General features: G+C 67.2%; 20 protein-coding genes. 8 read left to right on the forward strand and 12 right to left on the reverse strand.

From position 1 onward, the window contains the following. Nucleotides 1–35 precede the first annotated feature (35 nt). The 12 genes from ACJ4V0_RS05980 to ACJ4V0_RS06035 all read right to left on the reverse strand — a co-directional run bounded on the left by ACJ4V0_RS05980 (nt 36) and on the right by ACJ4V0_RS06035 (nt 13,640). Nucleotides 36–1,895 carry an AMP-dependent synthetase/ligase gene (locus ACJ4V0_RS05980; protein WP_448298648.1) on the reverse strand — a complete coding sequence of 620 codons (1,860 nt, stop codon included), beginning with the start codon at nt 1,893–1,895 and terminating at the stop codon, nt 36–38. 11 nt (nt 1,896–1,906) lie between these two features. Further along, nucleotides 1,907–2,680, reverse strand: a complete 774-nt coding sequence (locus ACJ4V0_RS05985; RefSeq protein WP_448298649.1) for an ABC transporter ATP-binding protein — start codon at nt 2,678–2,680, stop codon at nt 1,907–1,909. After that, nucleotides 2,677–3,480: an ABC transporter ATP-binding protein gene (locus ACJ4V0_RS05990; RefSeq protein ID WP_448298650.1), complete on the reverse strand. Its 804-nt coding sequence runs from the start codon at nt 3,478–3,480 to the stop codon at nt 2,677–2,679. Before ACJ4V0_RS05990 ends, ACJ4V0_RS05985 begins: the two co-directional genes overlap by 4 nt. Continuing rightward, on the reverse strand, nt 3,477–4,553 hold the full coding sequence (locus ACJ4V0_RS05995; protein ID WP_448298651.1) for a branched-chain amino acid ABC transporter permease: 1,077 nt from the start codon (nt 4,551–4,553) through the stop codon (nt 3,477–3,479). Before ACJ4V0_RS05995 ends, ACJ4V0_RS05990 begins: the two co-directional genes overlap by 4 nt. Nucleotides 4,554–4,557: 4 nt before the next feature. Further along, nucleotides 4,558–5,433, reverse strand: a complete 876-nt coding sequence (locus ACJ4V0_RS06000) for a branched-chain amino acid ABC transporter permease (RefSeq protein WP_448298652.1) — start codon at nt 5,431–5,433, stop codon at nt 4,558–4,560. 97 nt (nt 5,434–5,530) lie between these two features. After that, the gene (locus ACJ4V0_RS06005) at nt 5,531–6,397 is read right to left on the reverse strand and encodes a beta-keto acid cleavage family enzyme (RefSeq protein WP_448298653.1); all 867 of its coding nucleotides are present in this window, start codon (nt 6,395–6,397) and stop codon (nt 5,531–5,533) included. A 76-nt stretch (nt 6,398–6,473) separates the two neighbouring features. After that, nucleotides 6,474–7,247, reverse strand: coding sequence for an enoyl-CoA hydratase/isomerase family protein (locus tag ACJ4V0_RS06010; RefSeq protein ID WP_448298654.1), 774 nt, complete (start codon nt 7,245–7,247; stop codon nt 6,474–6,476). Nucleotides 7,248–7,259: 12 nt separating this feature from the next. Next, complete coding sequence (locus ACJ4V0_RS06015) at nt 7,260–9,230, reverse strand: acetyl/propionyl/methylcrotonyl-CoA carboxylase subunit alpha (protein WP_448298655.1); 1,971 nt, start codon at nt 9,228–9,230, stop codon at nt 7,260–7,262. Continuing rightward, entirely contained in the window at nt 9,230–10,852 is a 1,623-nt protein-coding gene (locus ACJ4V0_RS06020) for an acyl-CoA carboxylase subunit beta (protein ID WP_448298656.1), read from the reverse strand. Before ACJ4V0_RS06020 ends, ACJ4V0_RS06015 begins: the two co-directional genes overlap by 1 nt. A 109-nt stretch (nt 10,853–10,961) precedes the next feature. After that, a complete protein-coding gene (locus ACJ4V0_RS06025) occupies nt 10,962–11,609 on the reverse strand; it encodes a glutathione S-transferase family protein (RefSeq protein ID WP_448298657.1) in 648 nt (215 codons plus the stop codon). Next, nucleotides 11,606–12,769 (reverse strand): acyl-CoA dehydrogenase family protein, encoded by a 1,164-nt coding sequence (locus ACJ4V0_RS06030; RefSeq protein ID WP_448298658.1) that lies wholly within the window; start codon nt 12,767–12,769, stop codon nt 11,606–11,608. The genes ACJ4V0_RS06025 and ACJ4V0_RS06030 overlap by 4 nt, the downstream gene beginning before the upstream one ends. Nucleotides 12,770–12,845: 76 nt before the next feature. Further along, nucleotides 12,846–13,640, reverse strand: coding sequence for a helix-turn-helix domain-containing protein (locus ACJ4V0_RS06035; protein ID WP_448298659.1), 795 nt, complete (start codon nt 13,638–13,640; stop codon nt 12,846–12,848). Between the two features lie 248 nt (nt 13,641–13,888). Here ACJ4V0_RS06035 and ACJ4V0_RS06040 point away from each other — a divergent pair, with 248 nt between their 5' ends. From ACJ4V0_RS06040 to ACJ4V0_RS06075, 8 genes are all read left to right on the forward strand, one after another. Continuing rightward, on the forward strand, nt 13,889–14,986 hold the full coding sequence (locus ACJ4V0_RS06040; protein ID WP_448298660.1) for a TRAP transporter substrate-binding protein: 1,098 nt from the start codon (nt 13,889–13,891) through the stop codon (nt 14,984–14,986). Between the two features lie 198 nt (nt 14,987–15,184). Further along, a complete protein-coding gene (locus ACJ4V0_RS06045) occupies nt 15,185–16,615 on the forward strand; it encodes an aldehyde dehydrogenase family protein (protein WP_448298661.1) in 1,431 nt (476 codons plus the stop codon). A 366-nt stretch (nt 16,616–16,981) separates the two neighbouring features. After that, nucleotides 16,982–17,197, forward strand: a complete 216-nt coding sequence (locus tag ACJ4V0_RS06050; protein WP_448298662.1) for a hypothetical protein — start codon at nt 16,982–16,984, stop codon at nt 17,195–17,197. 88 nt (nt 17,198–17,285) lie between these two features. Then, nucleotides 17,286–17,504 carry a hypothetical protein gene (locus tag ACJ4V0_RS06055; protein ID WP_448298663.1) on the forward strand — a complete coding sequence of 73 codons (219 nt, stop codon included), beginning with the start codon at nt 17,286–17,288 and terminating at the stop codon, nt 17,502–17,504. Between the two features lie 88 nt (nt 17,505–17,592). Further along, on the forward strand, nt 17,593–17,808 hold the full coding sequence (locus tag ACJ4V0_RS06060; RefSeq protein WP_448298664.1) for a hypothetical protein: 216 nt from the start codon (nt 17,593–17,595) through the stop codon (nt 17,806–17,808). 181 nt (nt 17,809–17,989) lie between these two features. Next, nucleotides 17,990–19,066, forward strand: a complete 1,077-nt coding sequence (locus ACJ4V0_RS06065; protein WP_448298665.1) for a phosphotransferase — start codon at nt 17,990–17,992, stop codon at nt 19,064–19,066. Between the two features lie 13 nt (nt 19,067–19,079). Further along, nucleotides 19,080–20,432 carry an aspartate aminotransferase family protein gene (locus tag ACJ4V0_RS06070; protein WP_448298666.1) on the forward strand — a complete coding sequence of 451 codons (1,353 nt, stop codon included), beginning with the start codon at nt 19,080–19,082 and terminating at the stop codon, nt 20,430–20,432. 22 nt (nt 20,433–20,454) lie between these two features. Further along, nucleotides 20,455–21,138: a GntR family transcriptional regulator gene (locus ACJ4V0_RS06075; protein ID WP_448298667.1), complete on the forward strand. Its 684-nt coding sequence runs from the start codon at nt 20,455–20,457 to the stop codon at nt 21,136–21,138. Nucleotides 21,139–21,290 lie beyond the last annotated feature (152 nt).

Here is a 21,290-nt window from a genome sequence, read left to right on the forward strand (position 1 = left end):
ATGCTAATCCAAAGCCCGGGACGCCGGTAGCGGTCTCAGGCGGCGGCGCTGCGGTACATGCCGGCGATCAGGTCGGCATATTTCTTCTGCACGAGGTTGCGCTTCAGCTTCATGGTCGGGGTCAGTTCCTCGTCCTCGGCGGTGAGGCGCTGCTCGATAAGGCGGAAGCTCTTCACCTGCTCGACGCGGGCGAATTTCGCATTCACCCGGTCGAATTCCGACTGGATAAGCGCGATGACCTCCGGCGCGCGGCACAGGCTCGCGTAGTTCGAGAAGGGGATGTCGTTGTCCTGGGCGAACTTCTCGACGTTCTCCTGGTCGATCATCACGAGGGCGGTGAGATAGGGCAGCTTGTCGCCGATGATCACCGCGTCGGTGACATAGGGCGAGAACTTCAGCTCGTTCTCGATCTCCGACGGCGTGATGTTCTTGCCGCCGGCCGTGATGATGATGTCCTTCATCCGGTCGGTGATGCGGAAGAAGCCCTCATTGTCGACCATGCCGACGTCGCCGGTGTGGAGCCAGCCGTCGCGGATCGTCTCGGCAGTCTTCTCGGGCTGGTTGAGGTAGCCCTTGATGATGGTCGGGCCGCGGGCGAGAATCTCGCCGTGCTCGCCGATCCTCATCTCGATGGCGCTGGTGGGCCGCCCGATCGTTCCGGGCTTCAGTTTCTCAACAGGGACGACGGAGCCGGCGCCGGACGTCTCCGTCATGCCCCAGACCTCCAGCATCGGCACGCCGAGGGCGAGGTACCAGCGGATGAGGTCCGGCGAGATCGGCGCCGCGCCGGTGACGAGGAAGCGGCAGCGATGGATGCCGATCGCCTTGCGCACATTGTCCAGCGCGAGCCAGCGGCCGACCAGCACTTTGAGGCGCAGGCCGAACGGGATCTCCTTGCCGTCGATCATCAGGTCCGCTGCGGCCTGTCCCTGGGCGATGGCCCAGCCATAGGCGGCGCGCTGAATACCCGTCGCCTCCTTCAACCGGATCATCACCGCCGAGTAGAACTTCTCCCAGATGCGCGGCACGGCGAAGAAGATGGTCGGGGCGATTTCGCGGACATTGTCGGGCACCGTCTCGGGGTTCTCCACGAAGTTCAGCGTCGCCCCCGAATAGAGCGCCAGAAACTGACCGCCGACCCGCTCCGCCACGTGGCAGAGCGGCAGGAAGGCCATGCGCTGGTCGTCCTCGTTCTGGCGGATCGACTCGTTGGAGATGACGGCGATGGCCGAGAGGATGTTGCGATGGGTGATCATCGCCCCCTTCGGCTTGCCCGTCGTGCCCGAGGTATAGACGAGGATCGCGAGGTCGTCGGGCGCGCGCGAGACGAGGCGGCGGCCCCATTCGGAGGGATCGGCGGCGTCGGCCTTGCGCCCGAGCGCGCGCAGGTCATGTAGGGTCATGACCTGGGGATCGGCGAAATGGACGAGGCCCTCGGTCTCGACGACGATGATCTTCTCGAGCGAGGGCACGTCGGCACGCACGGTGAGGATCTTGTCGAGCTGCTCCTCGTCCTCAACCACGACGAAGCGGGAGGACGAGTCGGTGAGCAGATATTCGCATTGCGTCGGCGCATCGGTCGGGTAGATACCGTTGGAGACGCCACCGGCCCCGATGATCGCATAGTCGGCAAAGGACCATTCCTGCCGGGTGTTGGCGAGGATGGAGACGACCTCGCCGGGTTTCAGGCCAAGGGCGACGAAGCCCATGCCGATCTCGCGCACGATCGCACCCATCTCGGCCCAGGTCGTCTCCTTCCAGAGGCCGAAGTCTTTCTGGCGGACGGCCACCCTTCCGGCGCGCTGGCGCACGGCGGCGTCGAAGACGGCGGAGACGGTCTCGCCCGGCGGGATGGCAGCCGGGGCGATGTTCTGGTTTGGCCAGATGTCGAACATGCCCATCGTCCTCACCGCCACATCTTCTTCTTCTTCCAGCGTCGCTCGCCGCGCACGCCGGCCTCCTTCTGGCCGAGATAGAATTCCTTGACGTCGTCCTTCTCGGCGAGCACAGCCGCCTTGTCCTCCATGACGATGCGGCCGAGCTCGAGGATGTAGCCGAAATCGGCCGTCGCCAGAGCCAGCGCCGCGTTCTGCTCCACGAGGAGGATGGTCACGCCCTGCTCGCGGTTGACCCGCTTCACGATGGCGAAGATCTCCTGCGTCAGCTTCGGCGACAGGCCCAGCGAGGGCTCGTCGAGGAGCAGGAGGTCGGGCCGGGACATGAGGGCGCGGGCGATCGACAGCATCTGCTGCTGGCCGCCGGACAGGAGGCCCGCGTCCTGGTCGGCGCGCTCCTTCAGGATCGGGAAGTAGCGTTCCATCCGCTCGATGTCGCGGGCGACCTCGTCCTTGTCCGAGCGGGTGTAGGCGCCCATCAGGAGGTTGTGGCGCACGGAGAGGAGCGGAAAGACCTCGCGGCCCTCGGGCGCGTGGCTGAGGCCGCGACGGACGATATCGGCGGGATCGCGCCGCTCGATGTTCTCGCCCTTGAAGACGATCGACCCCTTCTGCGGATCGAGTATCCCCGAGATGGTCTTGAGGATCGTTGATTTGCCGGCGCCGTTGGCCCCCAGCACGGTGACGATGGAGCCCTTCGGCACCGCGAGGGAGACACCGCGAATGGCCTTCACCGCCCCGTAGGCTGCTTCGACATTGGCGAGGGTCAGGATCGCGTCGCTCATGAGGCGGCCCTTTCGACCGTCTCGGTCGCCTCTGCCGGCGTACCGATATAGGCCTCGACCACGGCCGGGTGGCGCTGCACCTCGACGGCCGACCCCATGGCGAGAACGCGGCCCTGGTTCATCGCCATGACCCGGTCCGAGACGCGGGAGACAAGGGTCATGTCGTGCTCGACCATGATGACGGTGACGTCGAGGTCGCGGCTGATGTCCTCGATCCAGAAAGCCATGTCCTCGGTCTCCTCGACATTGAGACCGGAGGAGGGTTCGTCGAGCAAGAGCAGCTTCGGACGGGTGCAAAGCGCCCGGCCGAGTTCGACCACCTTGCGCGCGCCATAGGGCAGGCCAGCAACGGTCGCGTCCCGGTGGACGGCCAAATCGAGGAGGTCAATCACCTCCTCCACCTTCTCGCGCAACGCCACCTCCGCGCGCTTCACCGAGGGCAGGAACAGCGCCTCGGCGAAGGGATTCGTCGTGCGGTGCACATGGGCGCCGATCAGGAGGTTCTGCAGCACGGTCGCGTGCTCGAACAGCTCGATGTTCTGGAAGGTGCGCGCGATGCCGAGGCCGGCGACGCGGTGCGCCGGAAGCCGGGTGATCTCCTCGCCCTCCAGCAGAACGCGCCCGGCGGTCGGATTGTAGATGCGGCTGATGATGTTGAAGACGGTGGTCTTCCCCGCGCCGTTGGGGCCGATGATGGTGAAGACCTCGCCCTTGTCGACGGTGAAGCTGACCCCGTCGACGGCCTTGAGGCCGCCGAACTGCACCGAGATGGCGTCGGCCTGGAAGAAGGGGGCGCTCATTTCAGCCGGTCCGATTTCTGGAAGGCCTTCTGCCGGCGGAACATGCCTTTCCGGTAGAAGGGGAAGAGGTCGAAATAGGTGCGCGTCTTCAGCCAGGCGCCGTAGATGCCGAGCGGCTCGAACAGGACCACGAGGATCAGCACGGCACCGAACACGGTCGGCTGCAGGCCGGTGGCTTCGGAGAGGAAGGCCGGCAGCAAGGGCTTCACGGCGTTGATCGCCTGCGGCAACGCGATGAGGAAGGCCGCCCCGTAGATGGCGCCGTGGACCGAACCGAGGCCGCCGATCACCACCATCATGACGAGTTCGATCGACTGCACCACGGTGAACTGGTCGGGCGACAGGAAGCGGATGTTGTGGGCGTAAAGCCCGCCGGCGACGCCGGCAAATGCCGCCGAGATGGCGAAGGACAGCGTCTTGTAGAAGGCGAGGTTGACGCCCATCGACTGGGCCGAGATCTCCGAATCGCGGATGGCGACGAAGGCGCGCCCGGTCGGCGAACGCAGCAGGTTGACAATGATCAGCGTTGCCGCAACGGCGAAGGCGAGACAGAGATAGTAGAAGCTCGGCCCGTCGGCGAAGCGCCAGCCGAACAGGCTCACCGGCGGCACCATCAGGCCGGCATTGCCGCCGGTGACCGGCTCGGCGCGGGCGATGATTTCCTCGATGATCGTGCCGAAGGCGAGGGTGGCGATGCCGAGATAGAGCCCCTTCACCCTGAGCGCCGGCAGGCCGACGATGATGCCGACGACCGCCGCGAATGCGCCGGCGGCGAGGATTGCCACGAAGAACGGCACGCCCGCCGTCACCAGTACCCCTTGCGTATAGGCGCCGACCGCCATGAAGGCGGCATGGCCGAGCGAAAGCTGGCCGGTGAAGCCGGCGAGCAGCATCAGGCCGAGCGCGACGATGGCGTAGATGCAGACCTGGGAGAGTTGGGTCAGCACATAGGGCGAGACGAGCATCGGGGCGACCAGCAGCACCGCCATGAGCAGGCCGTACCAGAAGACCTGGCCACCATGCTGAACGAGCTCGATGTCCTGCTCATAGCGGGTCTTGAAGATGAAGCGCATGGCCTCAGACCTTCTTGGCCAGACGCTCGCCGAACAGGCCGTTCGGCTTGAGCACGAGCATGGCGAGGACGACGAGGAAGGGCGCGGCGTCCTTGAAGCCCTCCATCAGGTAGAAGCCGGCGAGCTGCTCGACGACGCCGATGATGAGCCCGCCGACGATAGCGCCGGGGAGCGAGGTGAACCCGCCTATCACCGCTGCGGGGAAGGCCTTGATGCCGATGAAACCCATATTGGCATGGATGAAGGTGAGCGGCGCGAGGAGGATGCCGGCAATGGCGGCGACCGCAGCCGAGATCGCCCAGATGAGGCTGGAGAGCCGTTTCACCGGAATGCCCATGTAGTAGGCCGCCAGCTGGTTCTGACTCATCGCCTGCATGGCGATGCCGATCTTGGTGTAGCGGAAGAGGGCCGCGAGAAGGGCGCAGAGCACCACCGTCACCGCGATGATGACGATATGCTCGGCCGAGATGACGAGGCCACCGAAGCGGAACACCTCGCCGCGGAAAGGCACGGGCAGGGTGTGGGTGTCGGTGCCGATCACCGGGATCATGGTGACGAGACCGCGCGCCATGTAGCCGAAGCCGATGGTCACCATGACGATGGCGACGGCGGACTGTCCGAGGATGGGGCGCAGGATGATGCGCTCGTTGAGGAAGCCGATCAGGGCCGTCACCGCCATGGCGACGATGATCACCGCCCAGTAGGGCATGCCCAGCGTGGTTGCGGCGAACAGGCCGGCGAAGCCGCCGATCATCAGCAACTCGCCCTGGGCGAAATTCACCGTCTCGGTGGCCTTGTAGATGAGCACGAAGCCGAGCGCGATGAGGCCGTAGATGCACCCCTGCGCAAGCCCGCTGATCACCAGCTGGATGAACTGCACCTGCCCTCTCCCTGGACGGCGTTTCCTCTGACTTTTTTTCACGGCCGGTTTTCCGGCTCGCATGCACGTTCGGACCTGAAGCCTTGCCCCAATCGGCTCAGGCCGCAAGCCTCAGAATGGACCGCGCCTCGGCGGGGCTCGCCACCGTGCGCCCGGCCGCGCGGACGAGGCCGGCGATCGCCTCGATGAGCGGTCCGTTGGACGTCACCTTGCTGCCGTCGGCGCGGTAGAACGTGTCCTCAAGGCCGGTGCGCATATGGCCGCCGAGTTCGGCGCAACGCTGGTGCAGCGACCAGATGCCGGCACGGCCGATGGCGGTGACCTGCCAGTTGGCCTCCGGCGCCTTCAGCTTGAGGAGGATCGGCAGGAGGTCCGGGTCGGCTGGCATGCCGGATTCGACCCCCATGACGAAGTTGTACTGGAGCGGTCCTGTCCACAGTCCGGCATCGCGGTACATGCCGACACAGCGGACGATGCCGGTGTCGAAACACTCGAACTCGGGAAGCGTGCCGGTGCCGACCATGGCGTCGAGATAGGCCTTCACCTTCTCGACCGGGTTGTCGAACAGCATGGGCGGCCAGGCCCATGTCCCATCGGCCTTGACCTTGAGGTAGTTCAGCGAGCCGGCATTGCAGGCGGCGATCTCCGGATTCGTATCTCGGATGCAGGTGAGCGCCCCGGCATAGTCGGGTCCGACGACCCCGGAGGTGTGATTGATGACCACGCCGGGGCAGGCGGCACGGATGGCCGCCTGCACCTCGGAGGACAGCTTCGGGTCCCAGGACGGCAGGTGCCCCTTGCCCTCGCCCTGCTGGCGCAGGTGGATGTGCATGACCGAGGCGCCGGCGTCATAGGCGCGCTTCGCCTCAGCCGCCATCTCGGACGGCGTGACCGGTACCGAATGCTGCTTCGGGTCGGTCAGCACGCCGTTGAGGGCGCAGGTGATGATGGCCTTGTCGCTCATCGGGGAGCCTTGTCCATGATCGAGGAGGCCATGGTTTCAGCGCCGGGACATGCGGTCTTGCGTTGAGCCGCTGCGCTCATCGGCCCGTCCACACCGGCTTGCGCTTCTCCTGGAAGGCGCGGATGCCTTCCTTCGCGTCCTCGGTGGCGGCGGTCAGCGCAATCTGGCCCTCGGTATAGGCGATGGCCTCGTCGAAGCTCATGGCGTGGATGGCGCGCATCGCATATTTGCCCCGCCGGATCGCGGCAGGAGACTTGTCGACGATCCTGCCGATCAGCCAGTCGACCTTCGCGTCCAGTTCCTGCGCCGCCGCGAGGTGATTGACCAATCCTGCCGCCTTCGCCTCCGTTGCCGTGAACGGCTCGCCGGTGAGACACCATTCGGCGACGAGGCGACGCGGCACGGTCAGTTGCAGGAGGCTCAGTACCTGCATGGGGAAGACGCCGACCTTCACCTCCGGCAGGCCGAACACCGCGTCCTCGGCCGCGACCGCCATGTCGGTCATGCAGAGAAGGCCCATGCCGCCGGCCATGCAGGTGCCGTTGACGCGGGCGATCGAGGGCTTGGTGGCGTTCTGGGCAAGCCGCAGGAGGTCGGCATAGTCGCTGTTGGGTTTCGACGCGTCCTGAAAGAAGCTCTGGCCGCCGCCGAGATCGGCCCCGGCGCAGAAGGCCTTGTCGCCGGCACCGGTCAGCACGATGGCGCGGACATCCGGGTCGTCATGGGCCGCGCGCCAGCCCGCCGCGATGCCGGCGACGACCTCGGCATTCATGGCGTTGCGCTTGTCGGGCCGGTTGATGGTGATGGTGAGGACATGGCCGGATTTCGCGGTCAGGACGGCATCGGTCATCGCTTCGCTCCTTCAGCCGGCGGCCTTGTCGACGGTGGCGAGCAGCCGGCCGGTGGTCACCTGATCGCCGACGGCAACGGCGATCTCTCCGACAGCGCCGGCGACGGCGGCGACATGGACATGTTCCATCTTCATGGCTTCCAGCGTCACGACCGGCTGTCCCGCCACGACCGATTCGCCGGGCTGGACATGCGCGGCGACGACGCGGCCGTTCATCGCGGCGAGAACCCGGCCGTCCAAGCCGTCGGACCTGGTGCGCCGTGCAGGTGCGCGGGTGAGATCACGGACGATGATCTGGTCGGCGCCGCGCTGCAGGAACAGATCGTCGCCGCGGCGCAGCCAGGGCAGGGTGCGCCCCGAGCCGTCCTGCCGCAGGCGGATGACGTCGTCCGTCACCGCGTCGACGGTGAGCACGAAGCGGCCATCGCCAGAGGCGACGTGATAGCTGCCGTCGCGGTCACGGTGGATCGCGGCCGTGTGGCGGGCGCCGGCGATCTCGAACACCATCGGGAGTGGCAGGGGCGGACCAAGGTGGCGCGACGCCGACCGGTGGCGCGGATCGGCCGCCGTCACGAACAGTGCCAGCGCGGCGATCACCGCGTCCGGCAGGGTCTCGTCGGCAGGTGGTGCGAGTTCCGAGGCATGGGCCGCGATGAAGCCGGTCGTTGCTTGGCCCCGGGCAAAGACCGGGTGGGTGAGGACCCTCGCGAGGAAACCCTGGTTTGTGGCGATGCCGAGAGCGACCGCGCGGTCGAGCGCGCTCGCCAGAGCAAGACGCGCCGCGTCGCGCGTCTCTCCATGCGCGACGAGCTTGGCCACCATCGAGTCGTAGTAGGGCGGCACCTCGGCGCCCACCGACATGGCGGTGTCGGCGCGGATGCCTTCGGGCATCGCCCAGCGTCCGAAGCGCCCCGCCTGCGGCCCGAAGTCCTGCTCCGGGTCCTCGGCGCAGAGCCTGACCTCGACGGCATGGCCGGCGAAGCGGATCTCGTGCTGGGAGAGCGGCAGGGGTTCGCCCGCCGCCACACGCAATTGCCATTCGACGAGGTCGAGGCCGGTGATCGCTTCGGTGACCGGATGCTCCACCTGCAGGCGGGTGTTCATCTCCATGAAGTAGAAGGCGCCGTCGCGGTCGAGCAGGAACTCGAGGGTGCCGGCGCCCTCGTATCCCAGCGCCTGCACCGCCTTCACCGCCACCTCGCCCATGCGGGCGCGAAGCTCCGGCGAAACGGCAGGAGAGGGCGCCTCCTCCACCAGCTTCTGATGACGGCGCTGCACGGAACAGTCGCGCTCGCCGAGATGGATGGCATTGCCGTGGCGATCGCCGAAGATCTGAACCTCGATATGGCGCGGCTCCACCACCGCTCGTTCGAGCAGGACTGTCGGGTCGCCGAAGGCGTTGGCGGCCTCGGATCGCGCGCTTCTGAGCGCTGCCGGGAACTGCGAGGCCTCGGTGACGAGGCGCATGCCGCGCCCACCGCCGCCGGCCACTGCCTTGATCATCACCGGGAAGCCGATGCGCCCAGCTTCCGCCGCCAGGCCTTCCTCGTTCTGGTCGTCACCCTGCCAGCCCGGGACGGTCGGCACGCCGGCCGCCTGCATGATGGTCTTGGCGCCGGCCTTGTGGCCCATGGCCTCGATCGATTCCGGCGAGGGACCGACAAAGACCAGCCCCGCCTCGCGGCAGGCCATGGCGAAGGCGGCATTCTCGGCGAGGAAACCGTAGCCGGGATGGATCGCATCGGCGCCCGCGCGCTTCGCCGCAGCGATGATGGCCGGGATGTTCAGATAAGATTCGGCCGGCAGCGGCCCGCCGATCAATTCGGCCCGGTCGGCGTAGCCGACATGAGCTGCGGCTGCGTCGGCCGTCGAGTGGACGGCGACGGTGCCAAGACCCATGCGGCGCGCCGTACGCATGACGCGCAGCGCGATCTCGCCGCGATTGGCGACCAGCAGCGTACGGAAGGGTGTGGCGGTCGTCATCACGGCCTCGCCACCGAGAACTGCATCGGTACTGGCTTGCGTCGCTCCGCCTCCCGGCAGATCGCCAGCGCCTCGGCCAGCACGGCGCGGGTGTCGCGGGGATCGATGACGCCGTCGTCGAGCAGGCGCGCGGACGTCGTGAAGACGTCCATCTGGCTCTCGAACAGCTCGGTGATCTGCGCCTTCATCGCGCCGATCTGGGCCTCGTCCGCTTCCCTGCCGCGGCGGACCGCTCCGGCGCGCGCGACGATCGCCATGGTTTCCGCCGCCTGTTCGGCACCCATCACCGCCGTGCGCGCATTCGGCCAGGAGAAGCAGAAGCGCGGATGGAAGCCGCGGCCGCACATGCCGTAGTTGCCGGCGCCATAGGAGGCGCCGCAGTAGAGGGTGATCTGCGGCACTGTGGCGTTCGTCACCGCCTGGATCATCTTGGAGCCGTGCTTGATCATGCCGGCCTCCTCATAGGCACGGCCGACCATGAAACCCGTGGTGTTGTTGAGATAGAGGATCGGCGTCCCCGACTGGCAACAGGCCTGGATGAAATGCGTTGCCTTGTTCGCGCCGGCCGGATCGAGGGGACCGTTGTTGGTGATGATTCCGGCGGGAAATCCCTCGATCGCCGCGTGGCCGCAGACGGTGGCCGGGCCGTAGTCCTCGCCGAAGGGGAGGAAGTTCGAGCCGTCGACGATGCGGGCGATGACCTCGCGCATATCGACCGGGCGCTTCAGATCCGCCGGCATGATGCCAAGAAGGTCCTCGGCGTCGTAGCGTGGCCCGTCGAAGGTCGATGCCACCTGCCGCGGCTGATCCCGGTCCCAGCCGAGCGCGGCGACGATCTCGCGGGCGATGCGCAGGGCATCGCGGTCGTCCTCCGCCATGTAGTCGCCGAGGCCGGAGATGGTCGTGTGCATCTCGGCGCCGCCGAGTTCCTCCTCGGTGGCGATCTCGCCGGTGGCGGCCTTCAGCAGCGGAGGTCCCGCGAGGAAGGCGCGGGTGCGGCCGCGCACCATGACGATGTAGTCGGACAGCCCCGTCTGGTAGGCGCCGCCGGCGGTCGAGGATCCATGCGTGACGGTGATGACCGGCAGGCCCACTGCCGAGAGACGCGCGAGATTACGGAAGATCTGGCCGCCATGGATGAAATGCTCGACCCGGTAGCGCAGCAGGTTGGCGCCGGCGCTCTCGACCAACTGGATGAAGGGCAGGCGGTTTTCCAGCGCCAGTTCCTGCACGCGCAACTGCTTCTCGAGGCCCATGGGCTGTAGCGCGCCGGCATCGATGCCGGAATCGGACGCCGATATCATGCAGCGCACGCCCGCGACGAAGCCGATGCCGGCGATGACGCCGCTGCCCGGCACGCTCTTCTCGGCGTCGGGCACGTCCATCATGAAGCCGGAGAGGGTGGCGAGTTCCAGGAACGGCGCGCCCGGATCGAGGAGCAGCGCGATGCGCTCGCGCGGCAGGAGCTGGCCGCGCTCGTGGAAACGGGGGCCGGCGGAGGCCGAGGCGCGTCGGGCGCGCTCCTCGAGGCCGGACTGGCGCGCGATGAGCGCCAGCATAGCGGCGCGATTGTCCCGGAAGGTCTCGCTCGTCGGAGAGATGCGGCTCTCGATCACGGCCATGGAGAGGTATGTCCCCTGTGAACTGGCCGTCACACTGGCCCGCTGCGAGGGGATCGTCTTGTGCGGAGTGGCTGGTCGCGGACCCCGCCTCTCGCGCCGGTGCGGCGCGTCAGAAGATCGGCTTCACGCCCTGTTGCGCCGCCACCTCGTCCTGGACAGCCAGGGCACGGCGGTAGCCGTCGCGCTCCTTCAGCCGCGCCCAGTAGGCGGACGTCTGCGGCTGGAACTCCCGCGACAGACCGAGCACCTCGGCCAGCATCAGCGCATAGCCGACGGCGATGTCGGCGACCGTGAAGCGGCCGCCCGCCAGCCAGTCATATTTCAGGAGATGGGCGTCGAGCATGCGCAGCCGGCCGAGGAACCACTTGGCATAGTCCTCGGCCACCTGGGGCTGGCGGCGCTCCGGCGGCTCGAAGCGGGAATAGCGCAGCACCAGAGCCTGCGGAAAGGTGAGCGTCGCGTCGCTGTGATGCAGCCAGTTAAGCCAGAGCCCATAGTCGGGCTCGGCCGGCGCGACCGCCAGAGGCGTGGGACCGTGACGCACCGCGAGATATTCGCAGATCGCCGCCGACTCGGTCATGCGCGTATCGCCGTCGATCAGGAAGGGCACGGTGCCCAGCACATTGACGTCGAAATACTCCTTGGCAAAGGCGCGCGGCGGAAAGGGCAGCACCTTCAGCTCGTAGGCGAGGCCCATCTCCTCCAGCGTCCAGAGGGGTCGGAAGGAGCGGGCGGAGAGGCAGTGATAGAGGATCATTGGCGGTTGCTCATGCCGGGAAGCGTGCCCATGGCCTTGCAGATGATGGACAGCATGACCTCGTCGGCGCCGCCGGCGATGGAGGTGAGGCGGGCGTCGCGGTAGTAGCGCGTCACCGGGGTCTCGTTCATGTAGCCCATGCCGCCCCAGTACTGCATGCAGGCGTCCGCCACCTCGCGGCCGATGCGGCCGGCCTTCAGCTTGGCCATGGAGGCGAGCGTCGTCATGTCCTCGCCAGCGATCATCATCTCGGCGGCGCGGTAGATGAGGGCGCGCAGCATCTCCACTTCCGTCTTCAGCTCGGCGAGGCGGAAATGCACGACCTGGTTATCGAGGATGGACTTGCCGAAGGCCTGCCGGCCGCGGGTGTATTCGATGGTCTGGTCGATGATCCATTCGGCCGGCTTCAGCCCCGCCGCGGCGCCCCACAGCCGCTCCTCCTGGAACTGCATCATCTGGTAGGTGAAGCCCTTGCCCTCCTCGCCGATGCGGTTGCGCTTGGGGACCCGGACCTCGTCGAAGAAGATCTGCGCCGTGTCGGAGGCGCGCATGCCGAGTTTGTCGAGGGTGCGGGCGACGGTGACGCCCTTCTCCTTCATCGGCACGCAGATCAGCGACTTGTTGCGATGGGCCGGGCCGTCGCCGGTATTGGCGAGGAGGCAGATCCAGTCGGCCTGGGCGCCGTTGGTGATCCACATCTTGCCGCCGGTGATGACGTAGTCGTCGCCGTCGGACCGCGCCGTGGTCTTGATCGAGGCGACGTCGGAGCCGGCGCCCGGCTCGGAAACGCCGATGCAGGCGACGTGATCGCCGGCGATGGCGGGGGCCAGGAACTCCGCCTTCACATGGTCCGACCCGAAGCGGGCGAGCGCCGGCGTCGCCATGTCCGTCTGCACGCCGATGGCCATGGGCACCGAGCCGCAGTGAATGCCGCCGACCTCCTCCGCCATCAGCAGGGCGTAGGAATAGTCGAGGCCCATGCCGCCATATTCGACCGGCTTGTTGAGGCCGAGATAGCCGGCCTCACCCAGCTTCTTGAAGACGGTGTGGGCGGGGAAGCGTCCGGCCTCCTCCCACGCGTCCACATAGGGGTTGATCTCGGTGGCGATCAGCCTCTGCAGGCTGCGCCTGACCTCCTCGTGCTCGGCCGTGAACAGCATGGCGCCTTGTCCCTATCGTCGGTCTGATGCCCGCAAGGCTAAGGGCTCCGTGGCACGCCCTGCTTGCGTGAACTGGTCACGCGCTCGCGGCCGCCTCGCTGCGGAAGATCTCCAGCTGGCGCGAGCCGGAGAAAATGGCGCGCGGCTTGAGGCCGTAGAAGCGGCGGATCGAGTGGGAGAAATGGGTCGAGTCCGGATAACCGATGTCGAGCGCCAGATGCGCCATGTTGATGGTCTCGTTGGCGAAGTTGAGGAGGTGCCGCGCCCGCTTCCAGGCCCGGCAGGCGCGGAAGGCGATGCCCGTTTCCTGTTTGAACAGATGCAGGAAGCGGGAGACCGACAGGTTCGCCATCGCGGCGCAGTCGGCGGCGGTGAAGGCCTCCCCCGGCTGGTCGCGCAGGGCCGCGAGAACGCGTGCAATGCGGCGATCGAGCACACGGGGCGCCAGAGGCGCGCCAAAGACCGCGGTGTCGAAGTCGGCCGCTCCCATCCGGTGCTTAAGGGGCATCGCCCGCAGGCGCCGATGGGCGGCCCGCAGGCGGTCGGCGAGGTCCCCCTCCGCGAGGGCACCGAGTTCGGCGGCCATGCGGTCCAGAGCCGCGGGGTCGACCGAATCCGGCTCGACGAGGACGCCGATGACCGATGGATGTTCCGGCTCGATGCTGTGCTCGCGATAGGCCGGCATGACGGCCGCCTCGACCAGACGGTCGGGCTCGCCTGCGACCGAAAGCCTCAACCCCCCCTGCATGCTCGCAAAAACGATGAATGACCCGAGGGTGCGCCGTTTCGGCCGGCCGAGAAGGCCCGCATAGAAGACACGTTCAGGCCCCACGAGCATGAAGCGTTCGGAACAGGCCTGTGAACCCTGCATGCAGCTTCCCCCGGATATGTCGTTCTTTTTTCAACTATAGCCCGGTCAGGCTGCGGCGCCACCTTGCCGATGGTCACAGCCGCAAGGGCCGACAAAGCGCCTTTTCACGTTCGCGCCCTGTTATTGGCCGGAAGGCTAACGCGAAGCTGCATTGCAGCAAAGGCGTTGCTCCGGTGCAGCGACCTTCGGCTTATGGCGCCTTCGGCGGAACCTTGAGATTTCGCTGCCATTCCCCCTGGAGGATACGCATGAAACGCCGCAATTTCCTCGCCGCTTCGGGTGCCGGCCTTGCCGCTGCAGCGGCAGTCGCCGCTCCCGCCGTCGCGCAGTCCTCGCCCGAGATCAAGTGGCGCCTGACGTCCAGCTTCCCGAAGTCGCTCGACACGATCTACGGCGCTGCCGAGACCATCTCCAAGCAGGTCGCCGAACTGACCGACAACAGGTTCCAGATCCAGGTCTTCGCCGCCGGCGAGATCGTCCCCGGCCTGCAGGCCCTCGACGCCGTGTCCAACAACACGGTCGAGATGTGCCACACCTGCTCCTACTACTATGTCGGCAAGGACCCGACCTTCGCCATCGGTACGGCCGTGCCCTTCGGCCTCAACGCCCGCCAGATGAACGCCTGGCTGTATCAGGGCGGCGGCAACGAGCTCTTCAACGAGTTCTACAAGAAGTACACCATCCACGCGATCCCGGCCGGCAATACCGGCGCGCAGATGGGCGGCTGGTTCCGCAAGGAGATCAAGACGGTCGCCGACCTGCAGGGCCTGAAGATGCGCATCGCCGGCATCACCGGCCAGGTCATGGCCAAGATGGGCGTCGTGCCGCAGCAGGTCGCCGGTGGCGACATCTATCCGGCGCTGGAGAAGGGCACCATCGACGCGGCGGAGTGGGTCGGCCCCTATGACGACGAGAAGCTCGGCTTCAACAAGGTGGCGCCGTTCTACTACTATCCCGGCTGGTGGGAAGGCGGCCCGACCGTCCACGCCATGATCAACCTGGAGAAGTGGAACGCCCTGCCGAAGTCATACCAGGCGGCCCTCAACAACGCCTGCGCCACGGCGAACACGGTCATGCAGGCCAAGTACGACCTGCAGAACCCGGCCGCCCTGCGCCGCCTCGTCGCCGCCGGCACGCAGTTGCGTCCCTTCCCGCAGGAGGTGATGGAAGCGGCCTTTACTGCGACCAACCAGCTCTACGGCGAGATCAGCGCCCGGAACGCCGATTTCAAGAAGATCATCGACGCGATGCAGGCGACGCGCTCCGAGCAGTATCTGTGGTGGCAGGTCGCCGAGTTCACCTTCGACGCCTTCATGATCCGCGCCCGCGCACGCGCCGGCCGCTAATCGTCTCACATCCGCGACAAGCCAAGGCCGCGTCCGCAAGGGCGCGGCCTTTCTCTTTGGCTCGGATCGGACCGGAAAGGGAGCCCTGCCGGAACCGGGGCTGGCGCGATACGGGGGAATGGTGGCAGTTTGCGCGCCCGGCCAGTTCTGTTTGCGGAATCTGGTTCCCGCGTCTGGCAGTTTCGGAGGACGAACGCGATGTCCAACAATCTCAAATTCTATATCGACGGCGAATGGGTCGCCCCCACCGGCACGGCGACGCTCGACGTCATCGACCCCTCGACGGAAGAGCCCTTCACCAAGATCGCTCTCGGCACCGAGGCTGACGTCGACAAGGCGGTGAAGGCCGCGCGCGAGGCCTTCAAGACGTTTTCCCAGACCACCAAGGCCGAGCGCCTGGCGCTGATGCGCAAGCTGCTGGAGGTCTATAACAAGCGCTTCGCGGACGTCGCCGATGCGCTCTCGCGCGAGATGGGCGCGCCGAAGAAGCTGGCGCACACCGCGCAGGCCGGCATGGGCACGGCGCATCTGTCGAAGATGATCGAGACGCTGGAGACCTTCGAATTCGAGGAGCTGCGCGGCACGACCCTCATCTCCAAGGAGCCCATCGGCGTCGTCGGCATGATCACGCCGTGGAACTGGCCGATCAACCAGATCATGTGCAAGGTCGCCCCGGCGCTCGCCGCCGGATGCACCATGGTGCTGAAGCCGAGCGAGATCGCACCGCTCAACGGCATCATCTTCGCCGAGATCATGCATGAGGCCGGCGTACCGAAGGGCGTGTTCAACCTCGTCAACGGCGATGGTCCCACCGTCGGCGAGGCGATCGCCCGCCATCCCGGCGTCGACATGGTGTCCTTCACCGGCTCGACCCGTGCCGGCGTGCTCGTCGCCAAGGCGGCGGCCGACACGGTCAAGCGCGTCCATCAGGAGCTCGGCGGCAAGTCGGCCAACATCATCCTTCCCGACGCCGACCTCGCCAAGGCGGTGAAGCTCGGCGTCGAGGGGATGATGCGCAACTCCGGCCAGTCCTGCAACGCGCCGACCCGCATGTTCGTGCCGGCCGCCAAGCACGACGAGGCCAAGCAGGTCGCGAAAGAGGTCGCCGACAAGCTGAAGGTGGGACCGGCCTCGGCGGACGACAGCTGGATGGGTCCGGTGGTCAGCGAGATCCAGTTCAACAAGATCCAGAAGCTGATCGAGAGCGGCATCAAGGAGGGCGCCGAGCTGGTGACCGGCGGCACCGGCCGGCCCGAGGGCCTCAACCGCGGCTACTATGTGCGGCCGACCGTCTTCGCCGGCGTCACCGACGACATGACCATCGCGAAGGAGGAGATCTTCGGACCCGTCCTGGCGATCCTTCCCTACGAGAGCGAGGATGAGATCGTCGCGCGGGCCAACGACACGCCCTATGGGCTTGCCTCCTACGTGCAGTCCGGATCGCTCGAGAAGGCCCGCAAGATCGCCGCGCAGATGCGCTCAGGCAATGTCTACATCAACTATCCCGCCTGGGATGCCGGTGCGCCGTTCGGCGGCTACAAGCAGTCTGGCAACGGCCGCGAATATGCCGAGTTCGGCCTTGAGGAGTTCCTCGAGATCAAGGGCACGGTCGGCTACGGCGCAGCCTGAGACGCACCTTCAGACCAGATCACGAAAGGGCGGCCCGGCGGGCCGCCCTTTTTCGTTTTCGGGACGGCGTCCGGCAGAGTGCCTTCATCGCATCCCGCGGCAGCCTCCGCAGCACCTGGCACGTTCTGCTGCGCCGCAAGATGCCGTCGATCACGGCCTCGCGATTTATCCTCACGAAATTGCGACTGTGCAATGATGCAAATCTATCGATGCTCCCAACATTGCAATTTCTCAATCTCGTGATTGGCAAGTGAAAGGCTGAGGGCCCAATTCAGCGGTGTCGACGGCGGACACCTCCCGCCGACACAGCAACACTTTCCGGGCGGCGCGTGTCCCTCCCCGCCCGGGTTCGAACGGAGAATGACCATGAAGAAGCTCATCCTTGCCGGCGCCCTGCTGGCCCCCCTCGCCGCCGCCGTCCCGGCTCTCGCCCAGGTCGATGCCTCGGCCAACGTCGCCGTCACCCAGCGCAGCGAGGCGCCGCGCGAGTTCACCTCCCGCCGCGTCATCGAGGTTCCCGCCGCGCTGAACCGTGGCGAGCAGGTCCGGATCAACCGTCAGGGCCCGGCCGGCAACTTCTGATCGCCGCCGTCCCTACCCATGCGGGTCAGCCCGCATCCCGACCGGCTGGGCCGACAAAGGCCCGCCGGCTTCCCCCAGGAGACAAGTCATGAAGAAGTTCATCCTCACCGCCGCCGTTCTGGCGCCCCTCGCCGCCGCCGTCCCGGCTCTCGCCCAGGTCGAGGCGACCCCGCGCAACACGGTCACCCAGTACCAGACCCAGACGCCGCGCGAGTTCACCGCCCGCCGCGCGTATCAGGCTCCCGTCATGGGCGAGCGTGCGGGCGAGGTCCGCAGCGACCGCCAGGGTCCGGCCGGCAACTTCTGATCGCCGCCGTCCCTACCCACGCGGGTCCGCCCGCATCCTCACCGGCAGGGCCGCCAAAGGCCCGCCGGCTTCCCCCAGGAGACCAGTCATGAAGAAGTTCATCCTCACCGCCGCCGTTCTGGCGTCCCTCGCCGCCGCCGTCCCGGCTCTCGCCCAGATTGATGCCTCGGCCAACGTCGCCGTCACCCAGCGCAGCGAGGCGCCGCGTGAGTTCACCGCCCGCCGTGACTACCAGGCTCCCGTCGTCGTCGAGCGTGCCGGCGAGGCCCGCTCCGATCGCCAGGGCGAGGCCGGCAACTTCTGACGCCGACAACCACATCGCTGACCTATCGAACGCCGGGGCTGAGCCCCGGCGTTCTTGCGTCGGAGAACCGAGCTTCCTGGGAACGAGGTTGGATCTGCCTCCCGTCGATGCCGGCGCTCCTCATCAGTTGAACGATTGTCGACAATCGGCTATCCGAGCCAGCGGTTCTGGTGTCGAGCACATGATTGTTCCTTCCATCCTGTCGGGCGGCGGCCTCGATACCTCTGCGGCGCATCTCAGCGAGGCGGAAGTGCGTCAGGTCTCGCGCGAGCGCTACGGGCTCGAGGGTGCATTCCGACGCTTCGACACGGAGAAGGACGATACGTTCCGGATCAGGACGGCCGGTGGCGAGGCCTATGTCCTCAAGATCGCCAATCCCGCGGAAAAACCGGTCGAGATCGACTTCCAGATCGACCTTCTCCGCCATATCGAGCGGCACGCGCCGGGGGTGCCCGTGCCGCGCGTCCTCGTCGATCGAGCAGGAGACCTCCGGTCGCTCTACCGTGCATCGGACGGCACTGATCGTATCGTGCGGGTGGTCAGCTACCTCGAAGGCACGCCGCTGGACAGCACCACATCTTCGCCGGTGGAGCGCGAGCGGGTGGGGGAGATCCTCGCCCGCCTCAGGCTCGCCACCGCGGACTTCCGCCATCCCGGGGAGGACCGGGTGCTCGCATGGGACGTGCAGCACCTCATGCTGCTGGCGCCGCTGCTGTCGGGCGTCGACGATGCCGGGGAGCGCAGGCTGCTGGAGACCGCGCTCGACAGGTTCGCGGCGGCCGCGTCCGGTCTCGACCGGTTGCGCCGCCAGGTGCTGCACAACGATTTCAGCCGCTCCAACATCGTCGTCGACCACGCTAATCCCGCCTTCGTGAACGGCATCATCGATTTCGGTGACGCGGTGCGCACGGCGATCGCCGTCGACGTCTCCACCGCCCTGCTCAACCAGCTGCCTCTGACACCGGTGGAGGACGCCTTCGGTGCCGGGCGGGACCTCCTGCGCGGCTATCTCGCGGTGGCGGACCTGACCGAGGAGGAACTCGCGCTGATCCCGCACCTGACAATGGGGCGGGTGATAGCCCGCATCCTCCTGTCGACCTGGCTCGCCCGCATCTTCCCGCAGAACGCGACCTACATCCTGCGCAACACCCCGCCCTGCTGGTGGCAACTCGGCTGGTTCCTCGATCGCGACCCCGACGAGGTCAGCGCGGCCTTCTTGCCGTCGACGACGGCTTCACCCCTTCCCCGGCACGGATGACAAGGACAAGGCCATGAACACCACCGCCACCGCCCGGCAGCCCGGCAATATGGTCAACGCCTTTGACCCGGACAATGCGAGCGGCGTGCCGCAGCGGACGCGCGACATGATCGCGCGGCGTCAGCGGCTGCTCGGACCGGCCTATCGCCTCTTCTACGCCAACCCGGTCGAGGTGTGCCGCGGCCAGGGCGTGCTGCTCTATGATTCTCAGGGCAACGAATATCTCGACGCCTACAACAACGTCGTCTCCATCGGCCACGCCCATCCTAAGGTCGCCGAAGCCGTGTCGCGCCAGCTCGGCATCCTGTGCACCCACACCCGCTACCTGCAGGACGGCATTCTCGACTTCGCCGAGGCCATCCTGCCGACCTTCGGCGGCCGCATCGGCCACCTGATGATGACCTGCACCGGCTCGGAGGCGAACGATCTCGCCGTCCGCATCGCCAAGCACCACACCGGCCGCAGCGGCATCATCGTCACCTCCGAGGCCTATCACGGCAATTCGGAACTGACGGCCAGCTTCTCGCCCTCCATGGGCGAGAAATCGCGGCTCGGAACCTGGGTGCGGCGCGTCGACGGCCCGGATTCCTATCGCCTCGACCCGGCGACGCTGGGTGAACGCATGGCGGCGCAGGTGGCGCACGAGGTGCGCGAGCTGGAGCGCCGCGGCGAGGGCCTCGCGGCCTTCATCGCCGATTCCCTGTTCTCTTCCGACGGCATCTACTCCGATCCGGTGACGCTGCTGGCGCCGGTGGCCGAGGTGGTGCGCAAGGCCGGCGGCCTGTTCATCGCCGACGAGGTGCAGTCCGGCTTCGGCCGTTCGGGAACCCATCTGTGGGGCTACCAGCGCCACGGCATCGACCCGGACATCGTCACCATGGGCAAGCCGATGGGCAACGGCTTCCCGGTCGCCGGCATCGCGGTGGCGCCCGAGGTGATCCAGCGCTTCGGCCAGGACATGCGCTACTTCAACACCTTCGGCGGCAACACGGTGGCGGTGGCGGCGGCGCAGGCGACCTTCGACGTCATCCGCGAGGACGGCCTGATGGCCAATGCCGATGCGGTCGGTCGCCATCTGCGCGACGGTCTCGCGGCGCTGGCGAAGCAGTACGAGGTCATTGGCGACGTGCGGGGAACCGGTCTCTACATCGGCGTCGAGATGGTCCGCGACCGCGCCACCAAGGAACCCAACCGCGAGGCGGCGCTCGCCGTGGTCAACGGGCTGCGCGAGCGCCGCGTGCTGATCTCGGCGACCAGCTACCACGCCAATACGCTGAAGATCCGCCCGCCGCTGGTGTTTGCAAAGAGCCATGCCGACCGGCTACTGACCGAACTCGACGCCGTGCTGCGGACGGTGGCGGCCTGAGCGCACGCGAGCGGAGCGTCCGATGACCCTGAAATCCGGCCTGGTGCGCGTCGAGAAGAAGTCGGCCGAGCATCAGGCCGTCGACAACCTGCGTCGCTTCATCCTGTCCGGCGGCGCGGCGCCGGGCGCGCGGCTGACCGAGGCCGCCCTCGCCGGGCAACTCGGCGTTTCTCGCGCGACGACCCGCACCGGCATGCACCGGCTCGCCGCCGAGGGCATCCTCGTCCAGGTGCCCTACACCGGCTGGCAGGTGGCGAGCATCACGGCGGAGGACGCCTGGGAGCTCTGGACGCTGCGCGGCAGTCTGGAGGGGCTGGCGGCGCGCCTGGTCTCGCAACATCCGGACGACGAGGGGCGGCAGGCCATTGCGGCGGCCATGGCCGATCTGCGCACCGCCGCCGAGAGCGGCGACACCGACGCCGTCAACGACAGGGACTTCGCCTTTCACCGCGCCATCGTCGAGAGGGCGCGCCATGCCCGGCTGCTGAACCAGTATGTGCAGGTCGAGAACCAGGTGCGGATGGTCATCGCCATCAGCAACCAGCTTCTTGGTGACGACCTCCTCGCCATCGTCGCACAGCATGCGCCGATGGCAGAGGCGCTGCTCGCCGGCGATCCGGAACGCGCGCAGAGAGAGGCCTGGACCCACAACGAAAGCGAGGGCCGCAAGCTCGTCGCCTATCTGGCGGGCACGGCCGCGTCCTGAAGAGTGTGATAGAGCCGTCGCTTGCCGGGGGCTCGCCGGTCGCCGCCGTGCGGCATTGTGGCCTGCAGGTGAGCCATGCGCCCCGCGGCATCTTGCATTCCGGCGGCTTCGCCTGAAGTCTCTCGTGTCGCGTCATGACGTCTCCGCGGTCC

It is taken from the genome of Phreatobacter aquiterrae (assembly GCF_053471285.1).